Origin of the sequence: Bifidobacterium tsurumiense (assembly GCF_000741765.1) — a bacterium.
Lineage (GTDB): Bacteria > Actinomycetota > Actinomycetes > Actinomycetales > Bifidobacteriaceae > Bifidobacterium > Bifidobacterium tsurumiense.
Genome location: NZ_JGZU01000011.1, coordinates 107551 through 131402 on the forward strand (window position 1 = coordinate 107551; position 23852 = coordinate 131402).

20 protein-coding genes, 2 tRNA genes and 2 pseudogenes are annotated in these 23852 nt (G+C 50.4%); 20 read left to right on the top strand and 4 right to left on the bottom strand.

The genetic code is table 11. The features are described from left to right. From BITS_RS05390 to BITS_RS05405, 4 genes and pseudogenes are all read left to right on the top strand, one after another. Window positions 1–488 (top strand): annotated as a pseudogene (locus tag BITS_RS05390) (phosphoribosylglycinamide synthetase). 74 nt (window positions 489–562) lie between these two features. Next, on the top strand, window positions 563–1225 hold the full coding sequence (gene nadD, locus BITS_RS05395) for a nicotinate-nucleotide adenylyltransferase (RefSeq protein WP_229774904.1): 663 nt from the start codon (window positions 563–565) through the stop codon (window positions 1223–1225). Between the two features lie 131 nt (window positions 1226–1356). Further along, window positions 1357–2391, top strand: coding sequence for a ribose-phosphate diphosphokinase (locus BITS_RS05400; protein ID WP_044259566.1), 1035 nt, complete (start codon window positions 1357–1359; stop codon window positions 2389–2391). 286 nt (window positions 2392–2677) lie between these two features. Next, window positions 2678–2748: transfer RNA gene (locus BITS_RS05405), tRNA-Gln, on the top strand. 293 nt (window positions 2749–3041) lie between these two features. Here BITS_RS05405 and BITS_RS05410 read toward each other — a convergent pair. Further along, window positions 3042–4016 (bottom strand): sugar-binding transcriptional regulator, encoded by a 975-nt coding sequence (locus tag BITS_RS05410; protein ID WP_026642058.1) that lies wholly within the window; start codon window positions 4014–4016, stop codon window positions 3042–3044. Between the two features lie 231 nt (window positions 4017–4247). On the opposite strand from BITS_RS05410, the gene BITS_RS05415 reads away from it, so the two are divergent. The 7 genes from BITS_RS05415 to BITS_RS05445 all read left to right on the top strand — a co-directional run bounded on the left by BITS_RS05415 (window position 4248) and on the right by BITS_RS05445 (window position 12636). Beyond that, the gene (locus tag BITS_RS05415) at window positions 4248–5237 is read left to right on the top strand and encodes a phosphotriesterase family protein (protein ID WP_026642059.1); all 990 of its coding nucleotides are present in this window, start codon (window positions 4248–4250) and stop codon (window positions 5235–5237) included. A gap of 78 nt (window positions 5238–5315) precedes the next feature. Further along, a complete protein-coding gene (locus tag BITS_RS05420) occupies window positions 5316–5918 on the top strand; it encodes an orotidine 5'-phosphate decarboxylase / HUMPS family protein (protein ID WP_202961125.1) in 603 nt (200 codons plus the stop codon). Window positions 5919–6041: 123 nt separating this feature from the next. Beyond that, entirely contained in the window at window positions 6042–7010 is a 969-nt protein-coding gene (locus BITS_RS05425) for a sugar kinase (RefSeq protein ID WP_026642061.1), read from the top strand. A gap of 54 nt (window positions 7011–7064) precedes the next feature. After that, window positions 7065–8414 (top strand): MFS transporter, encoded by a 1350-nt coding sequence (locus BITS_RS05430; RefSeq protein WP_026642062.1) that lies wholly within the window; start codon window positions 7065–7067, stop codon window positions 8412–8414. A gap of 77 nt (window positions 8415–8491) precedes the next feature. Continuing rightward, entirely contained in the window at window positions 8492–9442 is a 951-nt protein-coding gene (locus BITS_RS05435) for an L-ribulose-5-phosphate 3-epimerase (RefSeq protein ID WP_081693515.1), read from the top strand. A gap of 87 nt (window positions 9443–9529) precedes the next feature. Further along, window positions 9530–10219: an L-ribulose-5-phosphate 4-epimerase gene (locus tag BITS_RS05440; protein ID WP_081890985.1), complete on the top strand. Its 690-nt coding sequence runs from the start codon at window positions 9530–9532 to the stop codon at window positions 10217–10219. A gap of 257 nt (window positions 10220–10476) precedes the next feature. Next, window positions 10477–12636, top strand: coding sequence for a zinc-ribbon domain-containing protein (locus tag BITS_RS05445; protein WP_051264335.1), 2160 nt, complete (start codon window positions 10477–10479; stop codon window positions 12634–12636). A 155-nt stretch (window positions 12637–12791) separates the two neighbouring features. Here BITS_RS05445 and BITS_RS05450 read toward each other — a convergent pair whose 3' ends face one another. Then, a complete protein-coding gene (locus BITS_RS05450) occupies window positions 12792–13112 on the bottom strand; it encodes a nucleotide pyrophosphohydrolase (RefSeq protein ID WP_026642064.1) in 321 nt (106 codons plus the stop codon). 106 nt (window positions 13113–13218) lie between these two features. Between BITS_RS05450 and BITS_RS05455 the strand changes: the two genes are divergently transcribed. The 4 genes from BITS_RS05455 to BITS_RS05470 all read left to right on the top strand — a co-directional run bounded on the left by BITS_RS05455 (window position 13219) and on the right by BITS_RS05470 (window position 18312). After that, on the top strand, window positions 13219–15402 hold the full coding sequence (locus BITS_RS05455) for a DUF2075 domain-containing protein (protein WP_026642065.1): 2184 nt from the start codon (window positions 13219–13221) through the stop codon (window positions 15400–15402). A 222-nt stretch (window positions 15403–15624) separates the two neighbouring features. Next, window positions 15625–17007, top strand: coding sequence for a bifunctional UDP-N-acetylglucosamine diphosphorylase/glucosamine-1-phosphate N-acetyltransferase GlmU (gene glmU, locus BITS_RS05460; RefSeq protein WP_026642066.1), 1383 nt, complete (start codon window positions 15625–15627; stop codon window positions 17005–17007). A 3-nt stretch (window positions 17008–17010) separates the two neighbouring features. Next, a complete protein-coding gene (rsfS, locus tag BITS_RS05465; protein ID WP_026642067.1) occupies window positions 17011–17424 on the top strand; it encodes a ribosome silencing factor in 414 nt (137 codons plus the stop codon). 120 nt (window positions 17425–17544) lie between these two features. After that, complete coding sequence (locus BITS_RS05470; protein ID WP_081693516.1) at window positions 17545–18312, top strand: histidine phosphatase family protein; 768 nt, start codon at window positions 17545–17547, stop codon at window positions 18310–18312. Between the two features lie 115 nt (window positions 18313–18427). Here the strand turns inward: BITS_RS05470 and BITS_RS05475 are convergent, their stop codons facing one another. Further along, window positions 18428–18832 (bottom strand): pyridoxamine 5'-phosphate oxidase family protein, encoded by a 405-nt coding sequence (locus BITS_RS05475; protein ID WP_026642069.1) that lies wholly within the window; start codon window positions 18830–18832, stop codon window positions 18428–18430. A 204-nt stretch (window positions 18833–19036) separates the two neighbouring features. Between BITS_RS05475 and BITS_RS05480 the strand changes: the two genes are divergently transcribed. The 5 genes from BITS_RS05480 to BITS_RS05500 all read left to right on the top strand — a co-directional run bounded on the left by BITS_RS05480 (window position 19037) and on the right by BITS_RS05500 (window position 23075). Beyond that, on the top strand, window positions 19037–20113 hold the full coding sequence (locus BITS_RS05480) for a hypothetical protein (protein ID WP_026642070.1): 1077 nt from the start codon (window positions 19037–19039) through the stop codon (window positions 20111–20113). A 524-nt stretch (window positions 20114–20637) separates the two neighbouring features. Next, window positions 20638–20949, top strand: a complete 312-nt coding sequence (locus BITS_RS05485) for a helix-turn-helix domain-containing protein (protein ID WP_034533799.1) — start codon at window positions 20638–20640, stop codon at window positions 20947–20949. A 329-nt stretch (window positions 20950–21278) separates the two neighbouring features. Continuing rightward, the gene (locus BITS_RS08730) at window positions 21279–21899 is read left to right on the top strand and encodes a TetR/AcrR family transcriptional regulator (protein ID WP_026642072.1); all 621 of its coding nucleotides are present in this window, start codon (window positions 21279–21281) and stop codon (window positions 21897–21899) included. Between the two features lie 33 nt (window positions 21900–21932). Beyond that, complete coding sequence (locus tag BITS_RS05495) at window positions 21933–22793, top strand: N-acyl homoserine lactonase family protein (protein WP_026642073.1); 861 nt, start codon at window positions 21933–21935, stop codon at window positions 22791–22793. A 209-nt stretch (window positions 22794–23002) separates the two neighbouring features. Next, a tRNA-Ala gene (locus BITS_RS05500) sits at window positions 23003–23075 on the top strand. 630 nt (window positions 23076–23705) lie between these two features. On the opposite strand, the pseudogene BITS_RS09520 reads toward BITS_RS05500, so the two are convergent. After that, window positions 23706–23852: pseudogene (locus BITS_RS09520) on the bottom strand (IS256 family transposase); the annotation flags it as partial.

A 23852-nucleotide genomic window follows, 5' to 3' on the forward strand; every position in this document is an offset into this window, starting at 1 on the left:
ATGCTGCCGTTGAAAGTGGCTGCAGAACGGCTGAGCATCGTCCGATATGTATTTCTCGTTCAGGTCGAGGGTGGCATTGCCTCGGCTGCACAACGAGCTTCGCTTGAGTATTCGGATGCGGTGCTTATTGGATGGCCGGATGCCGATTCGCCTGAAGTAATCCGCATTGAAGAAGACCAGTATCATGCCGTTCGGGAATATATGCAGGTAATGGAGCAATACATTGCATCATTCAGCCGGATGGAACGCGAGGGCGACGCCGATGGCATGACCGATACGCTCATCCGTATCACCGAACGTGTGGCAGAAGTGCGCCGCATGTATCAGCCGGATTCCCTTTGCCGACCTTTGCTGAGATCCGCAGGGTCGTTCAGGAAGAATGGGATGAGGATATGGGCAAAATCGACCCGCAGGAAGACGATCCCACCGCAGAACAGATCGAGGAAGAGACCAAGGATGCCGAGGCTGAATCCAAGGAGTCCCAATGAGTGACGCCTTTGTTCACGACCCTTTGGATGTTGCATTCGAAAACGAAGAAGGCAACGTCTCGGTAACCCGAAAAATGTCGGAGATCCCCGTCCCGGGTATCGGCGTTACCTCGTCTACCAGCAGGCGATCCACGAGAGGCAATTGGCATGACCGGCCTAGAATCGGCATTATGGGTGGCACTTTCGACCCAATTCATAATGGGCATTTGGTTGCCGCCTCCGAAGTCGCATGGGTGTATGACCTGGATGAAGTTATTTTCGTGCCAACAGGTAGGCCGGTGTTCAAATTGGACAAGAAAGTCACCAATGCCGAGGATCGGTATTTGATGACCGTTATTGCAACGGCTTCAAATCCAAAATTCACCGTCTCCCGCGTCGATATCGACAGGCCAGGAGTGACCTACACAATCGACACATTGCGTGATATTCATGAGCAGTACCCGCAGGCCGAACTCTTCTTCATAACCGGCGCCGACGCTGTTGCGGAAATCATGGAATGGAAAGATGCGGCCAGCATGTGGGAGCTGGCTCATTTCGTCGCCGTGACCAGACCGGGATATTCCAGCCCTGAGGGTGCGCACATCCCTGATGGGAAAGTGGATACTTTGGAAATTCCTGCTTTGGCCATTTCCTCCACTGATGTGCGACGGCGTGCAAGCAGTCACGAACCGGTATGGTATTTGGTTCCCGATGGCGTGGTGCAATATATCGGCAAACACGGTTTGTATTTGCAATGAAAACCGAGACGGTGTTGACACGCCGTTGAAGAGCTTACAAGCACTGTGAAAGTATTGGTATTGCGGCAAAGCGTAGGGGCTTTACAGTCAACGCAAATGGGTACCATGGTTCGAGACAACTTCAGCGAATGATGTTTGGAGATACGGTGAGCGCAATCCTCGAAGGTAAGCCGGACAAGAACCTAATTCTCGTTACGGGTAGGGCACATCCCAAGTTGGCGGCTGCAGTCGCCGAACAGCTCGGCATTGACGTGCTGGAAACAACCGCATATGACTTTGCCAATGGTGAGATGTATGTGCGTTATACCGAATCGGTGCGTGGCGCGGACGTGTTTGTTTTGCAAAGCCACTGCGATCCGATCAATAAGTCAATAATGGAACAGCTCATCATGATCGACGCCTTGAAACGAGCTTCGGCGCGTTCTATCACGGCTGTTTGCCCATTGCTTGGATATTCTCGTCAAGATAAGAAGCATCGCGGCCGCGAGCCTATTTCCTGCCGCTTGATGTTCGATCTGTTGAAGACCGCCGGTGCCGATCGCATTATGAGCGTGGATCTCCATGCAGCACAATCGCAGGGCTTCTTTGACGGTCCCGTTGACCATCTGATCGCAATGCCGGTTTTGGTGGACTATATCCGAGATCGCTTTGCCAATCAATTGGAAAATGTGACGGTTGTTTCCCCGGATGCCGGCCGTATCCGCGTAGCGGAGCAGTGGGCCCAGCGTTTGGGCGGCGGGCCGTTGGCATTCGTGCATAAAACACGCGACATCACCAGACCAAACCAGGCTGTTGCCAATCGTGTCGTCGGCGATGTGGATGGAAAAGACTGCGTATTGGTAGATGACCTCATCGATACTGCGGGAACTATTGCCGGCGCATGCAAGGTACTGAAAGAGGCTGGCGCTAAGTCTGTAACCGTTGTCGCCACTCATGGCGTGCTCTCCGGCCCTGCGGTGGAGCGTTTGAAGGAATGCGGTGCGCGTGAAGTTGTGCTTACCGACACTGTGCCGATTCCTGAAGAGAAGCGCTGGGACGGGTTGACTGTGCTGTCGATCTCGCCATTGCTTGGCAGTGCGATTCGTGCGGTATTTGAAGACGGTTCCGTGGCCGAGCTATTCGATACATATCCAGAGCATCACGGTCAGGGCTTCTTATTTGCATAAAAGCCTTGTTGCATAAGTATTTGATCTAGTAAAAGTCATTTTGCTGGGTGTTGATTCCATTCGTCGTGATGAATCAGCACCCATTTTGTATTTCGAGGTGCAAACGATGCACATTCCTTTTGTTGCAGGGAATACTTGATTGCATGCGCAACTGATGAAACGAATACCTCGGATTTATTTCTGACACGCCTATGAACCATTGAAATATCAATGATTTAGCCGTGTATCTAAGTCGCTTGTCAGATGGTATGGCATAATAAACACTTGGCGGAATTCGTTCCGCCGTTCCCCCATGGTGTAATGGCAGCACACGGGTCTTTGGAACCCTTTGTCTTGGTTCGAATCCAGGTGGGGGAGCTCGAACGGGCTTCTGTCGCAAGGCAGAAGCCCGAATTCATTGTTGCACCGCTCTAAAGGTTGATATTTCCGGTTCTTGTTGAATCGCTGCCGTGTCGAATGGCCTTGTTTCCATGCGAAATTCGTGTGCATTGACATGTATGCGTCATGGACCTGTATCAACGGCCTTGAGGAAATTGTTTTGATGTGTTGCTTTTGGCCTTACCTCCAAGCTGTTATGAGCTTGCGTGCGGAATCGAAAATGGAGCTTTCCTACGCATTGATGGCTCTTCGCATTGATATCGGAGGCTTGCCTATGCCGTTTCAGCCAACAATTGAGCCGTTTCATGATCGGTGACCAACGAACTCAGCAACGAACCATTGAGACATGCCCTGATTGCTTCAACCTTGCGCTTTCCAACGGCAACGCCGATAACGTTCGGGATTTTGCGCAATCGTTCCAGATCGACACTGATCGTTCGGTCGCACAGTGGTGTGCGCACATGGTTGCCATGTACATCGATATGATGGCCGCAAATATGGCCGACCGCTCCCAATGCTTGGATGTGTTCGGACATACGTTTATCGACATAGGCGTCGAAGATATGGCCAGATCGCTCACTGGTGGTTGCACCCACGCCAACGATTGCCACGTCTGCACCTCCTCCCAATTTGATCGCCGTGGCGATTTGCGGTTCTTTTCGCATGACTGATGCCGTATCGCGTGAAGACAGCACCATAGGACAGGGGAGCAATGTGTAGGTGCCACCGAGCCTGTCCGCTAACATGCGGCAGATATCTGGCGAATCGGTCATGGGGTTATCCGGCGAGAGTGTGCCAATCATTTGCGTCACATTGGTTTCAGGCCAATTCTGCGGCATTATCTCGCGAACGGTATTTGCAACAACCCGTCCATTGGACACGGTAATCAATGAATCGGGCGTGCAGATCTCAGTAAACAATGCGGCGGCATATCTGGGCACAACGACACCTGGATCTTCACCAGGTCGTACTTCCGCCACTCGCACATGTTTGAGACCAAACCTTTGTTGGATCTTGCGCTCCAAGGCCTGCATGCGTTCCAATGAATGCCCTATGGTGATATGGACCATACCTCGTTCGCGAGCTTCCTTCAGCAAACGAGAGACACTCGGTCTTGAATATCCAATGGATTTGGCGATTTGCGCTTGAGAATGATCTTCCAGATAGTATTCCCTGGCAACATGCAGAACCAATTCGACGTGTTTGCGGGATTCCTGAGTAGCTAACAGTATGTCATCGTTGAACATATGTACATGATAACTCTATTTTCTAATGGTCTGATTTAGTTCGATATCTTCTGAAATACCGCAATATTTAAGGGTTATTTCGCTTTTATCGCATTGCATATCGCAAAATCCCATAAACATATGTACATGGAACTCCTTTGTTTCGCAGAGCAAACCACATATCGTGAACCATGTCAACGGCGATAACGCAACGGACGCGAGGCCGTACCCCATACACAAAGGAGTTTCATCATGGGTTTTGCACGTACCATTTTCGGTGATGTCGATCCGCAAAGTCTAGGCGTGGTTGATAGCCACGATCATCTGATTCGAGTCGGAGCTGGCGAAGTCTATATTGACGGCGACCATCAGCTTGATTCAGTGCCCAAGGCAATTGAGGAGGCAACGTATTTTGCCAAGGCTTCCAAGCAGTGGAGCGATAAGGGCGGCACGGTTGTCGATATGTGCCCGATCAACTGCGGTCGTGACCTCAACAAGTTGGCTGAGGTGGCCAAATCCGTAGACGGACTTCAGATTATTGCAGCCACCGGATTCCACCGTGAGCATGTGTATCTGGAAACGCAATCCCACTGGATCAATCGTTATGATGTCAAGGACATTGCACAGCTGGTGATTGCCGACATCCGCGAAGGCATCGATGCCAATGATTATTCCGGCCCCATCGTGAATCGCACCCAATACAAGGCCGGTGTCATCAAGATCGGTACGGCATATGGCAAGATCACCCCGTTCGAGCACAAGTGCATGGAAGCCGCAGCTTTGGCTGCCATCGAGACCGGATGCCCGATCAACACCCACACCACCTATGGCACATGCGGTCTCGAGCAAGCACAAACGCTTTTGGAGCTTGGCGTGCCGGCAAATCAGATAGCGATCGGCCATATTCAGCGCAATGCCGATGTGTATTATCTGGAGCAAATCCTCAAACTCGGGGTCTATCTGGAAATCGACGGCACTAACCGCATCAAGTACCAGCCTGATTCCAACCGCATGATGGAACTCAAGGCGTTCTATGAGGATGGGTATGCCGATCGAATCCTGCTGGGCACTGATTCCGGCAAGCGTGGCTATCAGAAGGCATACGGTGCAACCTCAGGCGTCGACTACAATCCAGCAGTAGACGGGCCACGCATGATCGACGAAGGCTTCGATCGTGACTATGTTGAAAAGCTGCTGATGCGCAATGCTCAGGAGTTCTTCACCTTCAAGAAGGAGGGCTGAACTCATGGCTGATATCAATACGCAGCTCGAAAGACCACGGTTGCAGATTGCACTTGACACCACCGATATGCCAGTGCCTTGCGCCCTCTGAATGCAGCCATCGATCAGGTTGATGTGATCGAGTGTGGCACGATTCTCATCATCGCCGAGGGGTTGAGGGCTGTCAGAGAAATCCGGGCATTGTATCCAAATAAAACGATTCTCGCCGATGTGCGCATTGCCGAAGCCGGAGCGCTTATTGCCCGCAATTGCTTCGAGGCGGGAGCCAATTGGGTGTCTGTTGTGGCCGGTGCTTCGATGACAACGGTAGAACAAGTAGTGAAGGTCGCCAACGAGTTCGGCGGTGAAGTACAGATCGAACTTGGAGAGCATTACGATGCGGACCAGGCAAGGGAATGGAAGCGACTTGGTGCCAAGCACGTCATCGTTCACAGATCTCGTGACGCCGAGGTCGCAGGAACCTTGAAGTGGGGAGAAGATGACGTCGAACGCATCAAGGAACTGCATGACATGGGGTTCACCGTCACCATTACGGGCGGAGTGAACGCTGCAGACCTTCCGTTCTTCGAAGGCTCTCCGGTCGGAGTCGTCATTTCTGGACGTGGCATTGTCAAAGCTGACGATCCATTGGCTGCGGCTACGGAATTGAAAAACACTATCAACACTGTTTGGCCGCAATAGTCGGCCTAGGCATTAGATGCCATTCTCACCGTTGATTCAGGACGATCGCCTTGCGACCAAAGGTCCTGAATCAACGGCTCTTCTCAATAATTAAAACCCAACATAACCACAAGGAAGTGTGTGATGACTACTGCAACACAAGAGCCGAAATTCGATATTTCAACAATCGGCGAAGGTCAGATTAGATTTACCGTGAACCGTGGCGAACGATTGATGTTCACCCGCAACGTGCATATGAACCCAGCCTGTTCAGAGGCAAATGTGGCGGGACTGCTTGCACAGTTAGGCCGTGAGGCATTGTGGACCAGTGCTCTACCCAATGGAGATCTCGGCGATTACATTCTTTCGGAATACCGTTCAGTCGGTGTGCATATGGATGCCATGGTGCGCAGGCCAGGAGGCCGCACAGCGTTGTATTTCATGGAACCGGGCGAATATCCAATGCCTGCGAATGTGATCTACGACCGTGAATGGACCACTTTCCGAGCAGTCGGCGTCGATGACTATGACTGGGACACGATCCTGGATACCAAGGTGATCTTCCTTACCGGCATCACGGCTTCGCTCACCGATATCACGGCGGAGGTCATTCGTCATGCCGCGGATGAAGCGACAAAGCGCGGCGTGGAGGTCATCCTTGATGTCAATTATCGCAGCAAGCTGTGGAGTGGAGAAAAAGCCCGTGAAGTCCTTGAACCCATCGCCAAGCAGACCAGCGTGCTCTTCTGCTCGATCGCCGATGCTCGTGAAGTATTCGGCATCACCGGTACACCTGAAGATGTGACTGCAGATTTGCGCAAGCGATTTGGCTGCAAGTATGTGGTTTCCACCAACCATATGGAAGGGCCATATTTGCGCGGACCGGAAGGATTCCGTGAGTACAAGACCACGCCGGTGACGGTTATCGACCGTCCGGGCGCAGGCGATTCTTTTGTCGCAGCCACCATTCACGGATATCTTTCCGGCGATATCGAAGAAGGTGTCAAGTGGGGACAGCGTGCATCCAGCTTTGCCCTGACACATACCGGTGACCTTACCCGAATTCACCCTGATGAATTGCAGATTCCGCTCGGATCGGATATCAACCGATAGTCGCATCGCGATTCTTGCAAAAACGGTATGTGGTTATCACTCAAAGGAGAGAATATGACCAATGCACAAACCACAGCGTTAACAGCGTATGAGCAAATCGACTCCCGTCCGCTGACAGGACATCAGAAAAGTTTGGTGGCTTTGGCGGTTGTCGGCAATATCGCCGAATTCTTCGATATCTTCATGGTGGGATTCGTTATCGCCCTTCTGACCGACGCATGGGGATTGACCGGTCTACAAGCCGGCATCATCACCTCATGCACCGGTTTGGGCACGGTTGCCGGATCGATTCTGTGGGGACGCCTTTCGGATCGCATAGGACGACGTGGTGCATTCCGCTGGTGCGTTATGTTCTTCCTGATCTTCACTGTGCTCACCTTGTTTATACCGGATGGCGGATGGTGGATGTATGCACTGTGCCGCGTCGGCGTGGGCATGGGCGTAGGGGGATTGAATATCACTTCCATTCCCTATGTTCAGGAATTCGTTCCTTCCAAACAACGCGGTTTGCTATCGGGTCTGGCTTCCGTTTTCATCCCGATGGGACTGCTGCTCGGTTCGATATGCCAGAGGATTGTCGGAGACAATTGGCGTGTTTTGGTTTCATTGAGCCTGGTATCGGTTTTGCTTCTCATTTGGATTCATACCGTTCCCGAATCTCCTCGCTTCTATCTTCTGCACGGTCAAGAAGACAAAGCCCGCAAGTCGTTGGCGTGGGCTTTGAATCTCCCGGAAAGCGAAGTCGGTACAATGCCACATGTCAATGTGGATAAGAAGGCCTCCTATGCCGAGTTGCTGTCTCGTCATCTCAAGCCGCTGATAATCGTATCGCTAGGTTCGTTCTGCTTCATCCTCGGTGGTTTTGCCATTCAATCTTGGGGACAGACCCTGTTGAAGAACGCCTTTGGATTCGAAACTCAGATGGTGGCATACCTGTTCATGGGCGTTGCCGTCGCTGATTGTGCCGGCAGATTCGGTTCAGCATGGCTTGCCGATCGCATAGGCCGCAGGTGGACGATGTTCCTCTATGGGATTATCGGTGCCCTCGCATGTTTCGCAGCAGCTTTCTTCCATCCCACAGGTTGGGTGTTCTACGTTGAAGTATTGATCATCATGATGTTTGCCGACGGAGTTTTCGGCATTATCAACGCCTTCGGCTCAGAACAATTCCCCAATGAGGTTCGTTCAACCGGAATTGGTCTTGGATATGGACTCGGTGCAACCGCCAAAATCGTCGGCCCTTCGTTGATGGGCGTTCTGGTCGGCGGCAGTGCCGTATCGCAGAATATCGATCTCAGTGTCATCACGACGGCGTTTGGATTCTTCGGAATCTGCCTGGTCATCGGCGCGGTGATCTATTTGTTTGCCCGAGAGACCAAGGGCAAGGATCTGGAAAGCCTGTGAATCGACTCCACAATATCTCCAAACCAATGGGAATGGATATCGATTGACCATTCGCTGATGTTATGTAAGGAACTGAAATGACTGTTAACGCAGTGGGTATATATGAAAAGGCCCTGCCACAAGGGTTGTCATGGGAAGAAATGTTCACGCTGGTCCATGATCTTGGATTCAATTTTCTGGAATTCTCCATAGATGAAAGCGATGAGCGTCTCGCCCGTCTTTCCTGGACACGAGGCGAACGCGAATCGTTCCGCCAGGCTATGTGGAAAACCGGCAACCGCATCAACACCCTTATGCTTTCAGGACACCGTAGGTATCCTCTGGGAGCAAAGGATCCCGAAGTACGAGCCAAGGCGCTGGAGATGATGCAACAAGCCATTGATTTGGCAGTGGATTTAGGGATACGCAATATTCAGATGGCTGGATATGACGTGTATTATGAGCCGAAAACCGCGATGAGCCGTGAGTGGTATATCGAGAATCTCGCCAAATGCGTGCATATGGCAGCAAAAAAGATGGTGATGCTATCCGTCGAAACCATGGATGATCCTTTTTTGAATTCGATCGAAAAAATCGATTATCTGAAAACGCAGATCCATAGTCCTTTTTTGCAGGCTTATCCGGATGTCGGCAATCTCAGTGCATGGCCGGAAGTGGATGTCGCCAAGGATATCGAACGATATATCAACGATATCGTCGCAGTTCACCTCAAAGATACCGAACCCGTAACGACAACATCTCAAGGAAAGTTCAAAGAAGTGCCTTTCGGTGACGGCACTGTCGATTTCGAAGCATGTTTGCGTATCTTTAAACGACTGCAATACAACGGGAGCTTCACCATTGAGATGTGGACCAGTACCGCATCCGATCCAGTCGCTGAAGTGCGCAAGGCAAAAGCCTATTTTGATGAGCTATTCGACAAGGTGGGCATACGTCAGGAGCCTGTTGTGGGCAAGGATCAGTTTGCATACAACACTGGCCTTGCGGGCAGAGCCGGCATGATGCCGCATGCCTATGGCATTGCATAGCTCGAGTCATTGATAGTGAATGCATGGACTGCCCATTCCTTGCAATGAGCAGTCCATATTGAAATTTCATCAGAAAGGATTGTTGTTATGGTGTCTTTGGCTGATTTTGGTCCTGAGGTCAGGGCTGAGGTGAAGCAGGTGCGTGAGGTGGTGGCCTCGTTGCATGAGCAGTTGGTCAAGTGGAATCTGGTGGTGTGGACCGCGGGCAACGTGTCGCAGCGTCTGCGTACGGCTGATCTGATGGTGATCAAGCCTTCGGGTCTGCGCTATGAGTTTTTGACTCCGTCCTCGATGGTGGTGTGCGATCTGGACGGCAATGTGGTGGACGGGTCTGAGTCGCCGAGTTCGGATACGGCTTCGCATGCGTATATCTATCGGCATATGCCTGACGTGTACGGTGTGGTGCATACGCATTCGACGTATGCGACGGCGTGGGCTGCGACGGGTCGTGAGATTCCGTGCGGGTTGACGATGATGGGTGATGAGTTCGGCGGTCCGGTGCCGGTGGGTCCGTTCCGTCTGATCGGTTCGGAGGCGATCGGCCGTGGCGTGGTGGAGACGTTGGAGCGCTCCGAAGTCTCCTGCGGTGCTGATGCAGAATCATGGTCGTTCACGGTGGGSAGGGATGCCGAGGCGGCGGTGAAGGCGGCCGCGATGACCGAGGAGGTGGCTCATACGATGTGGGCCGCGAGCCAGTTGGGTGATATCATCCCGATCGCCCAGGAGGACATCGACAAGCTCAACGACCGCTACCAAAACGTCTACGGACAACACTAAATATCTTCTGCGGTGAATCGTTCATATTGGGGATATGCGCCTATCCGGGCTGTATGTCCCCAATATCGCATTTTCGTATGCGAAAGAATCTTTGAATATCCATCCTCCACTCGATACGTTGCTGCCACATGTCCTATCCGGCACAGGAGTAGGATGAGTCTATATATGGCATGGGGGTATGCCGTCAACACTTCAACAATGTGATTGATGAGTCGCCATAGCCCCGCTGGCAATATGAGAAGTAGGGGAGAATTGCAATGGTTATTTGCAATCAATGCGGACACGGCAACGAAGATGGGAACCAATTTTGCATCCAATGCGGATCTTCTTTAGGAAAGCCGAAAACAGAGGAACACATTCAACATTCATATGGTGATGTTGCTGAGAACCAGACGGCAGATTCGAACGAAACCGCTACGGCAGGTATATCTGCCTCAAATGATGCACTCGCAGCCAATGCAGTTTCATCTGATAATTCTGCCAAGGCACATCATCGCAAACCGCTTATTCTCATAATCGCAGCGCTTGTCACCGTTTCGGTGGTGGTATCTGCGCTGCTGATCACTAGAACAATGGAATTGTGGGGTCCTAGAACCATCCCCGTGATTCAGGTTTCTACTGCGCAAGACGCTGTTGCAAAGCTCAAAGAGCAGGGGTTCAGCGTAACGACGAAGAAGATGTTCTCCTCTATGAAAAAAGGTGCCTTCATAGGCTTAGACGGAGTCAAGCAAGGCGATAAGATTTCCAGATCGACTCCTATAACCGTGATGCAATCGTTGGGACCTGGCGTTCCGGAGGGAACAGTGGGCAAATCGAGCGATGACGCGATCAGTGATGTCAAGGACATGGGTGTTCCTGTCACGGTGAACAAAGTCATCTCCAATACTGCGGACAAAGTCGTTGCCACGAATCCAAGCCAAGGCAATCCAGTATTGGATATCTCAGATGGCATTCATATCGGAGTAGGTGTCAAAGGTGAGGGCATACCCATCGAGATTGCCGGGATGGACAAAGACAGTGCGAAGTCGGACCTGGAATCTCAGGGATTCACGGTTGATTTGCAGCCTCGCTTTTCCGGCAAAGACAATATGGGCAAAATCGTATCCGCTCAGCCTTCCATAGGAGCGCCGTCGAGCAGCAAAAACGTCGTTCTCTATTACGGTGCTGACGCATCGCAATCCAAAGACGTGGTCGCACCGGCAACGAATATCGATGGAACGGATATTCATATTGCCACCGGTGCCAGTGCACTAGCAGGCCAATGGTGCACTGATGACGGCGATTGCATCGCATTGGATGACTCTAAGGACAAGCACGGCAATGACGCATTGGCTTTGAACGATAAGGATCATGACAATGAGTTGTTGTCGATGTGCAACTATTCGCAGAATCCATCGGCTGCATGCGCGGCAGAGCAAATACCCGGAACACAAGCGTTTGCAATGACCAATCATCTGCTGGCAGGAGATAGCGGCGCCTTTGAAATATATGCCAACCAAGGGCTGCCATATTGCGGCGATTCTGTTTTTATTGGAGGAATTGCACAGTTCTGTATCGATGGGAAAATTCAAACCGTTTCAGTGAATGACCCTTTGTATTCCCAGATTGCTAGCTTGCCTAGATCAGGTTTGGAATACAAAATGGATGATTTCATGCTCGTGGTTCCTGTTGGGGCGCATATCGACACTTTGGAGCAAAACGGGTATTTCAAGGACTCGAAACAAGGCGACGATGCCGATAAGCCGGATGCAACCAGACCATATATTCTTCGGAGGGATCCCATGGCCTATGACCAGACCACAGCGAAGTATGATAGCGCAACCAATTACACCAATCCCTTTGTGCCATCGGAAAAGGGTAAGCCGGTGAAATTTGCACCGTACCCTTCCGCCCAGAAAGCATATTATCTGGTAGAAAATCCGATTCAATGGGATGCTCTTGATGTGGATGCGCATATAGGGTCTCAAGGCACTGATGCCTCTTCTTCGTCCAAGGACGATGAGGCAAAGACCGCTTTGAGCAAACTCGCTGGTGATTGGACTTGCTACACATCGGATCGCGGTGACGTGATAAATAACATCACAATCACCGAGGACGGGAGTTTCAGCGGCACCATCCGTGTCGATGACCAACCCGCACTGATTGGCGTGGACCATGATGTGCAGCATATTGACTTAAGCGGCAGATTCACTTGGGAAAACGGCGCATATAGTATTCATGATGTCAGTTATCCTGATGGAAATTACACGCATATGAGTGCAGCCAGCTGGAAACTCATCGCTGCAGGTCAATCCGTGGCACAATGGGATCCGGATTCCGAAGCAGGCAGAGATTTATCCCATGCCGGCATGTCTCTAAATGATCCATTGAGCAAGGATGTGCTGTATTCAGATTCTGGAGCATACGTACGGAACTGATACTGCGTGCAGGATAACGTTCCAAGTGTTCAACGGCGTACTGACAACTCAGGAGCCTTCGGAACCCTGTGCCTAGGTTCGAATCCAGGTGGGTTGACGAAAGGGCTCTTGCGTAGAGGCAAGGGCCCTATTTGTTGATTTGGACTACCAAATGTTCACTGTTTAGCACTGCTGCCTTTTGCAGTTGAGACAGGATATTTCTCAGCATTCTTATGCAATTTATCGAGTACTATCTCATCGAGATCAAACCCAAGTTTGTTGGACAGCATGATGCAATAGATGAGCACATCTGCAATTTCCTCGTGCACATGCTCTAGGTTGCCATCGCGTGGTTCATCCGACCACTGGAAACATTCGAGCAATTCACCTGCCTCGATGCTTACTGAGCGGGCCAAGGCTCCTGGGGTATGAAATTGATCCCAGTCGCGGTCGGCAATAAACTGACGGATCTTATCGATTGTGATATCCGAAATCATGTTTCGATTGTAATCGCGACAGCCGTCCAAAATTGAATCAATGTGATCACGCAATCTTTGTTTTGACTTGGCTCAATACAGACAGTCCAGTGAATATAATGGGCGGGTGACCAATAACGAGCTTGCAAAACCGATTGTGATCAATCTGCCTCTTGCCGATTTCACGACCGAAGATAAGATTTATGCATTATGTCAACATGAGCGTGAATCGCATGTTGCTCGCTATGCTGCGAGCCTTCTGCTTCGTTATCCCACAGTGTACATAGTCAATGCCCAAGAGCAAAGAAACAAGACCGATCAATCGAAATACACGGTATATGTAGGTGAAACAAACAACATACTCCGTAGGAGCGCTGAACATATCCATATTGATCCCAAAAACCGAAAAGACTGGAACGATATCAAGGAACGACTGGAAGCGAATCCAGAATCAGTGACTCAGTATGTCATTGGACATGAGCATTTCAACAAATCACTGACTCTTGATGTGGAAAACAAACTGATGCAGTACATGCTCAGCTCGAATCCTGTCAGAGCTTTGAATAATCGACAAACCAATGCCCAGGGGGATTACTTCACTAAAAACGAATTTGAAGGACTGTTCTCTGAAATCTGGTTGGAGCTGCATAAGCAAAACCCTGAACTGTTTCCGGCTGAGCAAATTATTAGAGATTCAGCTTTATTCAAAGCTTCGCCATTCCATCAGCTCAGCAAAGAACAGCTTGCTGCTGAAGATACGATAATGCAGGTTTTGGTTGATGAATTTGGAAAGGAATCACATTCGAAATCCAAAACGAACGCAGACAATAAGCATGAAGAGAAGAAGCCGATCAGTCGGCCTTCAAGCCTGATATTTGTACACGGAGCGGCTGGTACCGGAAAAACCGTTTTATTGAGTCACTTACTCTATCGCATCTACAATGAAATTGCATTTGATGGCACAGATGCAGAAACGGACGAGGACTCTGCAGCGTTATCGACTTCTGGGAATTCCATTTTCAAACACAAGAGGGCATATATTCTGGTTAATCATGATCAACAGGTCAATGTTTATAACCAAATCGCAACGAAACTTGGTATGCAGACAGCGGCTAACAAAGTCGTCATGAAACCTGCCCCATTCATTAATGAATTCAGCGGGAGAGACGAAAAGAACAATATCGATATCAATAGGCCTTTGGATGATAAAGCGGATATCGTTCTCATCGACGAGGCACATCTGCTGCTCACTCAAGGTCGGCAAGGATATCGAGGCAAGAATATGCTGCACGATATCCTGCGTAGAGCAAAGGTTGTCATTGCCGTTTTTGATCCCCATCAGATACTGCAGACTGCGCAGCAATGGGACAAGGATGAACTCAGTGCATTGTTCCCGAATAATGAGTTGGAAAGTGCTCGTTCAGCCGAAACATTCGACGTGCGGAATATGAGCGATCTTCATGCGTGGGGAGAAGATTTCAAACTCGGTCATATCCACTTGACACAACAATTCCGTATCGCTGCAGACGATGACACCATAGATTGGATCGATAACCTCGCAAGCGGCAGATCTATTGACAGAATTCCCCAAGACATGGGAAGAGTTTATGATTCCGAGCCCGATATTCATAATCGAGACGAAGATTGTAAACCATATGAAATCAAGGTTTTTGATTCCCCGGTTGAATTATTTAAAGCCATAAAGAAACATGAACAGCCACAAAACGATGATCGTTTAAAACGGGGACTGTCTCGCGTCGTGGCAACATATGATTGGCAATACTCAAATAAAGAAAATCCGAATAATCCAGAATATCTATGGTGCGTGGAGATGCATCTTGATCCGGATACAAAACACTGGAAGATGGGACCAGGGACACAACAGAATCAAGGATATGATCCATATCATGTCGATGAAAGAGCAGATTATTTCTGCCACCCCTGGAATTATCAATTGCCTCATCCGACAACGAATACAGGATTGAAAACGACAGAAGTATGGGCAGAGGCGCCGCAAACAATCAATGAGGTGGGTTCTACCTTCTCGATTCAGGGCTTTGATCTCAATTTTGTTGGTGTAATTATCGGACCTTCTGTAAAGTTCAGGGATGGCAAGATCGTCTTCGACAGGTCGGCAAGCAAAAACAGGGCTGCGACGAATAGGCGAGATGGGAATATAGACTATTCGCAAGTAAATTTGCGTAACGAGCTCAATGTGCTCCTTAAACGTGGTGCTCATGGTTTGTATTTGTTCGCAGTGGATCCTGAACTTCAAGCTGCACTGAAAAGAGCTGCTCAGACCGAGGTCTAAGGCGCTGTGTGATAGCAACATTCAATTTTCAGTGAGTTTCCACTAATTCTTGAATCACGGCAGATAATCTTATCCGAACAACAGATTACAATCGTTGTTCGGTCAAAAACGGGAAACCGATAGCGGCCTGCATTGGCTGAGGCAGTATCGCCTAGAGAGTTGCCACTGCCATCGCAAGTCGATCAGAGACAACAGACCTGACAGAATGGAGATATGACCGTTATGGCATTATCCGCAGCAATTATTCTTGCCGCAGGTGAAGGCACCCGGATGAAATCAGATATGCCCAAGGTGCTTCATGAATTCGCCGGAGTTACCTTCCTCAAGCGCGTCATGGCTTCCGTTCGTTCCTTGGAACCGGAAACGCTAGCAGTTGTTGTGCATTATCAGGCCGATCGAGTTGCGGCTGCGGCGCAGTCATACGATGATCAGGTCACCATCGTTCATCAAGACGATATTCCCGGAACCGGTCGTGCGGTTCAATGCGCCATGAAGCAACTGAGTGAACAAGGCGGCGTGCACGGTCCGGTCCTGATCGCTGCTTCTGATATGCCGTTGCTCGACAGTGCAACGCTTCATTCACTGCTAGATTTCCACGCTCAAAGCGGAAATGGTGCGACTGTTCTGACCACGATTCTTGACGATCCGACAGGATATGGCCGTATCATCCGCGATCGCGAAGGCAATGTGCTTCGCATTGTGGAACAGAAGGATGCCAATAGCAGCGAACTGGCTGTTCACGAGGTGAATACCTCGGTGTACGTTTTTGATGCCGATGTTCTGGCCGAATCGATTCAAGGTTTGGACTCACGCAATGCCCAGGGCGAGTTCTATCTCACCGATGCACTGGAGACAGCCAAGTCAACAGGCAAGGTCGGAGCGTTTGCCGCACCGGATCCGCTGAGCGTGGAAGGCGTCAACGATCGCATTCAGTTGGCTGCTTTGTCCAAGCAGCACAATGCCAGAGTGTGCGCCCATTGGATGGAAGAAGGCGTCACCATTCTCGATCCTGAAACCACTTGGATTGAAGATGATGTCGTGTTGGCGCATGATGTCACCATATTGCCCGGCAGCTATCTGCGTGGCAGCACGACTGTTGCGCCGCATGCAGTAATAGGTCCTGACACTACGTTGATTGATGCAGTAGTAGACGATGGTGCAACTGTTGAGCGCTCTCGTGTGCAGGATTCGCATATCGGAGCCAATGCCACAATTGGCCCGTGGACATATCTGCGTCCAGGCAATGAGCTGGGCGAAGGAACCAAGGCCGGCGCATTTGTGGAAATGAAGAAGGCTCATATCGGCAATGGCACCAAGGTTCCGCATCTGAGCTATGTGGGCGATGCCGATCTAGGGGAGCATACCAATATTGGCGGCGGTACGATTACTGCCAACTACGATGGAGTCCATAAGCACCATACGCATATCGGATCCAATGTGCATGTCGGCGCGGGCAACCTGTTCGTTGCACCGGTAAACGTCGGTGATGGAGTGACCACGGGCGCTGGTTCGGTCGTGCGCCATGACGTTGAGGAAGACTCCTTGGTATATTCAGAGAACACACAACATAATGTCGAGGGTTGGAAACCCGCTTGGGAGCGTTAATTTATGCCAGCTTTGCAAAGTTCAATCGATGCCGTACGAATTGCGGCAGCAGCCGCTGATCGGATGAAGGCCACAGAAATCGTGGCATTTGACGTCACTGAACCAATTGCCATCACAGATGCCATGCTCATTGCAACAGCATCGAATGAGCGACAGGTTCTGGCTGTGGCCGAAGAGGTGGAAAAGGATCTTTATCTCAAAGACGATAAGCGTTCCCCTCGTTCCCGCGAAGGCCTTGACGAAGCGCAATGGATTTTGCTGGATTATGGGGATTTCGTCATCCATATCATGCATGAGGAAGCTCGTGAGTTTTACGGATTGGAACGTCTGTGGCGTGACTGCCCGGCTATTGATTTGCAGCTTCCTGAACATCCTGGATCAGAAGCTGACCAAGAGGATGCTACTGTTGAAGAGTAGTCTTTGGATACTTTGATATTGCGAGTTTTGGGTGACGGTGGTTGTTTCTATCGTCACCCAAAACTGTTTTCATTATGGAGACATGGTATTTGATCTTCGAGCGGCTTTGAAAGGCGGAAAATGGCGAATACAGAACAACCACAGCGCAATGCTAGCGAAGAAGGTCGCGTGATCTTCAATCTTCCCGATAATGCACCGCAACATGTACATTCCATAACCTTGGTACGACACGGCAGGACTGCCTATAATGCCGCTCACAGGCTTCAGGGACAAATCGATATTCCATTGGATGAAGTGGGGCAGTGGCAGATCAAGCAGACTGCACAAGCTTTGCGAGAGCTTTATGTCGAGCGTTATCACGGTCAGCGCAAGCAGCTTGTCATCTGTTCCGATCTCGGCAGGGCAGTTGATACCGCTCATGCTTTCGCCGATCCGCTCGGTCTTTCCGTGCATCCGGAGGCCCGCGTAAGAGAACGCAATTTTGGCGAATGGGAAGGTATTTCGGTAGAAGAACTCCGAGAACGTTACCCTGAGGATTTCCGCCTGTGGGCCGAGCATAGAGGCGGGGAAATGAAATACGGTGCCGAAGCCAAGGAAGCCGTCGGTGCTCGTGGGGTTGAAGCGCTCCAGGATTGGGGGAGCAAAGCCGGTGACGATACCGATCTCTATGTGTTCTCCCATGGTGCCTGGATATCTCAGACCCTTCAAACCTTGTTAGGATTGGATAAAATCGAAGCTGATTTCGCAGGGATACTTTCTATGCGCAATGCCCATTGGGCTCGGCTGATCCCCATGGTCCAGTCGGGGTCCATTCGTTGGCGGCTTATGGATTACAACCATGGTCCTGCCATAGCCGATACCGAGTATTGGGAACACCCTCAGTTGTAAGTATTAAGAGTTCATCCTATCTCGCGAAATACAGTTCGGCCGCCATCAATGGTGTGATGGCGGCCGAACTCATGCATTACGTGTTATCTGCTACGCAATGGCAAAAATAGGCATATCAGTCCTTGGAAATGGTGGTGCCAGCCTTGGCGCCAGCGGACAGATCCTGAATCTCGGTGATCTCGAGCACCGGAATCACAGCGGGTACCTTGGTGCCGTTCTCTTCGGCGACCTTGACCTGTGCCTCGTAAATATCGTCATCCTTGTGCAGCGTAACGTTTCCGCGGAAGCGATACCCCTTCTTTTCCTGCAAATTGGCAAATGCCACGACCAATGGGCTGCCGTCGACAAGGTTGCGGTAATGCTGGCCTGCAGTGCGCTCGTGATATGCCAGATGGTCGTCATCCAAAACGAACATTGACATCTTTGGACCGAGATCAAGTTCGCCTTCCTTGCTAATGGTGGTGATCCAAGCAAGGTTGTTGGCGATGAATTCTTTCATCTCTTCTGTGAGTGTTGCCATGGTATGCCGTCCTTTCAAACGCGGTATTTCCAGACTACTTCATACCTTTTCAATTTTGCCACCAAATCGGCGGTGTGTGAACAAATTCACTGTTGTCGAAGTCGTGTCAACAAGCTTCACGGATTGATCAAATGCTGTAAGAATTCCGGAAGATTCAACAAGCTTTCAAGCAGATATACAGCAGTTTCGGTTATGGTCATGCATGTGAGGAATTTTTTCAAAGGTATATCGTTTTCGCAGATCTCTGCGGGTGCCTTGGCAGCGGTGACATCTTTCTTGCTGTCGGCGAAAATTGGCATAGCGGGCTCTGTTATCGGCGTGGCAATAGGTTCCATCGTTTCAGCTGTCGCATCGCAGATATATCAAAATATGCTCAAGGCATCTTCTGAGAAGATTCAAACGGTTGCACCATTCACCACTTCATTCGCAACGACTTCGAATGGTAATGAGAAACAAGGTGCAACTTCGAACGAAGATGAGACAACGGTGATCTCGTCGAACGCACAGGCAGACAAGACAGATGCTGACGGCAAATCCGATGCAGAAGTCACAACCGTGTTCGCCGATACCGTCGAATCCAAAGACTTGCAGCGACTTTCCCAGGGCGCCGAGCAAGACACGCCATCCATACAGCTTGGTGAGGATGGCGAACATACGACGGTTCTTGGAGACGCAGACAAGAGTGCGGAAGGTGATAATACTGGTCGCACAGTCGCCTCGGATCCTACTCAGCAGCATGCGAAATCATCCATATTGGCTGCCGATAAGGAACGTGTACGCCGAAATAAACGTATCGCCATAATAGTTTCTGTGGTGAGTGCATTGGTCGCGGTAGGCATTACGGCTGGTGTTATTTTGTGGATTACCCATGGTCAGGGCACGGACAGTGTCGTACGCGATATCGTCACGCATTCAACGGTGGTTCCCGAGCCCACAAGCACAGAGGACAGCAGTACCCCCACGCCGACATATGATGCGACTCCAAGCGAATCATCGAGTCCTAGCTCTTCGAGCTCGAGTACTAGTACCGACGATTCCACTTCCGGTTCTGAAGACAGTGACTCCTCGACATCGACCAGTAGTCCGAGCCCTTCCAGCTCCTCGACCGAAAGCTCAGGGTCAAGCAGTAGCGACAGCAGCTCAAGCAGTTCGACGGATTCTTCGACAAGCGACAGCACTACGGGTAGCGATTCTTCAAGCACAACCGGCACCAATAGTTCGTCTAGCAAAACCACGACGTCTAACTCAAATGCCGCAGCGCAAAGCAGCACTACTGAATAATCGAATCGCAGCCGTCTGAACAGTATTTCATGAGGGTGCTCACAGCCATATCGGTTGTGGACACCCTCAATGTTTTTTCGAGGGTTTCTCATGCCGGTGGAGATGTCTCGTGAGATGTCTCTGCAGGAGAGTGCCGTCTACAGGGCTCTACTCGTTCGTGGAAGTATGCCGTCATACCAATAGAACCGAGAAATATATATCGTGTATGACAATTTTTAGACAAAATACAATCCATTGTTCATCTGGTTATATCAAATGATTATGGTTTGAAATTTCCGTAGTCTGTTGAAATACCTTGAAAATACTAGGAATAGACGTACTGTTGCACTCGAAGATCTGACTGGATTGCCATCCGAACAACATAAAACCCATGAGGTAACCAAATTGTATTCAACGGTACAGCGTGATACCATTTTGGCGCGTAAATAAGTGACACGCAGAAATCGAGATTGTGGTTGGGTGCCGTCTGAGGTAACGCATGCGTCAATTTCGATGTGCGGCTTAGGGGGGGGGGCGAGGCTCTGATGAGTGTTACAGGCATTCGACAGGACATTGAGTGGGAAGACTATATCAAAAGCATCGGCGAGAACTTGCGTCGGTATCGCAAGCAGTTGAAACTGAGCCAAGCCGAGGTGGCTCGTGCTGCAAAAATATCCAAGGTGCAATATCAACGCATTGAATCCGGTGGATTTAATGACACGTTATCTCCGAATCCAACATCACGAACATTGATCGCTTTGGCAGAAGTGCTTGATGTGGATTTGGAGCATTTGCTTCCCAAGCCATGGCCGGATTTGCGCGAACATGGCAAACGGGACATCTCCGCAAAAGAATAGACATGGCGAAGGTGAATGTATGAGCTTCCATCAAAAGCATATGTATTGATGCGTGCATTCACGAGATCGAGCCGGTCGCTCAATCCATGTTTTGAAAAGCCGTTTATGGATGGATTCCATAGACGGCTTTGCTATGCATTCTCGAATACAGGACTAGAACACAGGGCTCAAACACAATACGTGTTTTGTCTGCTTCGTGAGAATTTGCGACGGCATGATCACAAGAATGTTTCGGTTCAATGGCAATTCATACTGCACGTCTTGTTTCCGCCTAAACATCATTGAATGCCAATATTGCATATTGTAAAGAGACAAGTTATTATTTTTACATGTGTAAAAGTTCAAGACTGCAGAAATCGTATGCCAAGATTATTCAAGCAGTCACCGAGCTCATTGATGCAACGGACGATATTAATCGAATAACAGTGACCGATATCGTGAACGCCGCAGGCTTAACGCGTCCGACATTCTATGCTTGCTTCCGCGATATTCCATCAGCCTTCGCATCGTCTGCGCGCGAACGCCTCGATAAGGCGTTTGACGGCTTTGATCTCAGTTCATTCGCGGATGAAGCGGATCCCTCTATGCGTATGTCTGCCGCATTCAAAAGCATTCTCGATCGTCTTGAGCGGAATGCCGGCTATTTCACCAAAATCCTCAATGGCCCTGGTTGCCAGATGGCATATGAGCAAATCGTTTCCTTTGTCAGCAATCGACTACGAAATCATTCTCCTGTTTCTGCTGCGCTCAATAACGGCGTTTTGCCTCCTGAGGTTTCCTGTTCGGCGATTGCAGCCGGCGTGACGTGGATGACTACGCAATGGCTTATGCAGGCGCGGCCCATATCCACTCAAGACCTAGCGAAACAAATTAGCATTTTCATCTCTTATGCAAGCCGCAATGGCTTGGGAACCAATATCGATGATGTCAGTCGGCTTAAAACGGTTTGACCACGCAATCCGCAAACCATCTAGGAGAAACACATGAGTGTAAGCGTATCGATATTGCAGACCGGCACGATTCGTATTCGTCCTTCTCATCGCCACCAAAGCGCGAATAAGCCGGTGCTGCTCAGGAGAGCCAAGGCAATCTTCGGCGATAGACGCTGGACTCAACCGCTGCCCATCAACACATATTTGATTGAGCACCCCGAGGGCCCCATTCTGTTTGATACAGGTGAATCTCCCAAGGCCTCGGATCATCGAGGGCTCCCTTGGTGGCACCCATTCTTTCAGATGGATGTCGATATCAACGTAAAACCAGAAGAGGCAATCGGAGCCCTCCTGAAGCAGCGGAATTTGAGTCCGGAGGATTTACAGGCGGTCGTTGTGTCTCATTTACACCACGACCACGGCGACGGCCCGGAAGACCTCTCACGAGCCCGCATACTTGTTGCACAAGAACATTGGGATTTCTATCGCAAGCGTTTTCGTGCAACGATAGAAGGGGCTGCACCTCAGTATTGGCCGGATCATTTCCATCCCGAACTGTTGCAACTCAGCGGACCGGCACTGGGACCTTGGGAAAAGACATATCCGATCACCAAAGACGGTCGAGTAGTGGGAGTGCCCACTCCGGGGCATGTTCCCGGGCATATGTCCGTCGTTGTGTTCGCTGATGAAGCGGCGTATTTCTTGGGAGGCGATGTGACCTATGATCAGCGCCTGCTGGATATGGAAGAAACCGACGGAGTGAACTCGAATTCACATCTTGCGATTGAACAGCTGCGAAAGATCAAGACTTTCGCCATGCAGAAACCCGTCGTCCTGCTTCCCGCACACGATCCGAACGCTGCAAAAAGATTGGTGAATAACGAGGTTTATAGGCCATCATCGCTGAAGTGAGATCCGATTTGATGCAATAGCGTCCTATCACCAAGCCTTTCAATGGAGATAGGACGCTTGCAGCATCTTGATCATCTGCTCTGTTCTGAGAGTCGAAGAATGAGGCTTTCAGAATGGAGAGACGCGTAAATATCCTCTTCGACACGCCGTACTTGCTTCACAAATTACACTGCTGTAATATTTCTGAGGTCCGCAAGGGACACCCATTCGGGGCTATGGCGCAGCTGGTAGCGCATCTCCATGGCATGGAGAGGGTCAGGGGTTCGAATCCCCTTAGCTCCACAAATAAGTACCGAGCAACACATCCCAAGCACGCACGAAGTGCGCACGGGTGGCGCTCGCTTACGCACCGAGCTTGCTCGAGTGTGCAAGCATCGTATCCCTGCTGAGGTTATACGATTTCAGCAGGGATTTTATGCCGTTTTTGACTCGATATTTAGGAAATTGAGGTCGTCTCGGTTTTGGGATGGCGTGCACATGTTGGACACCTAGTGCTGGCGTGGATGACTGCCAATATCATCATCCGGCAAGACCCCGCCGGGAACATCAAACCTGACAAGCAGAAATCCACCGAAAAAATGACGGCATGGTCGCGTTGATCATGGCACTTGACCGGAGAGTGCACCAGCGGGGAATCCGTTGAATCCGTCTACGACGTACGCGAGCTACTTGTTTTCTAGGGCTTTGCTTCTGCTCATTGCGTACCGCCTGTTTTCTATGCGATTAGCCATTTCTGGGTTAATGGACAAAATGTGTGTCTAATACGGCGTGTCAGAGTGGTCGTCCTGCCCATCCCTTTCTGATGCCGAAACCTCCTTCCCATGCATCGATTCCGGGTGCCGGCCGTTGCACTTCGGTATGGTCCGTGCGGGCGACGGGATGCCGTGCCAGTTCGGCAGTCGCCCGCCCCCATAGCTCCGGGGTGACGAATCGTTCCGGCCTCGGATCCGCGGTCTTCATGTAAAGCACCCACTCGCAGCAGCGTCGCATGCGCTCCTCGCCAAGGCCGCGGTGCGCATGCAGGATCCGCTTGATGTCGGCGTTGACGCCTCCTTCGAG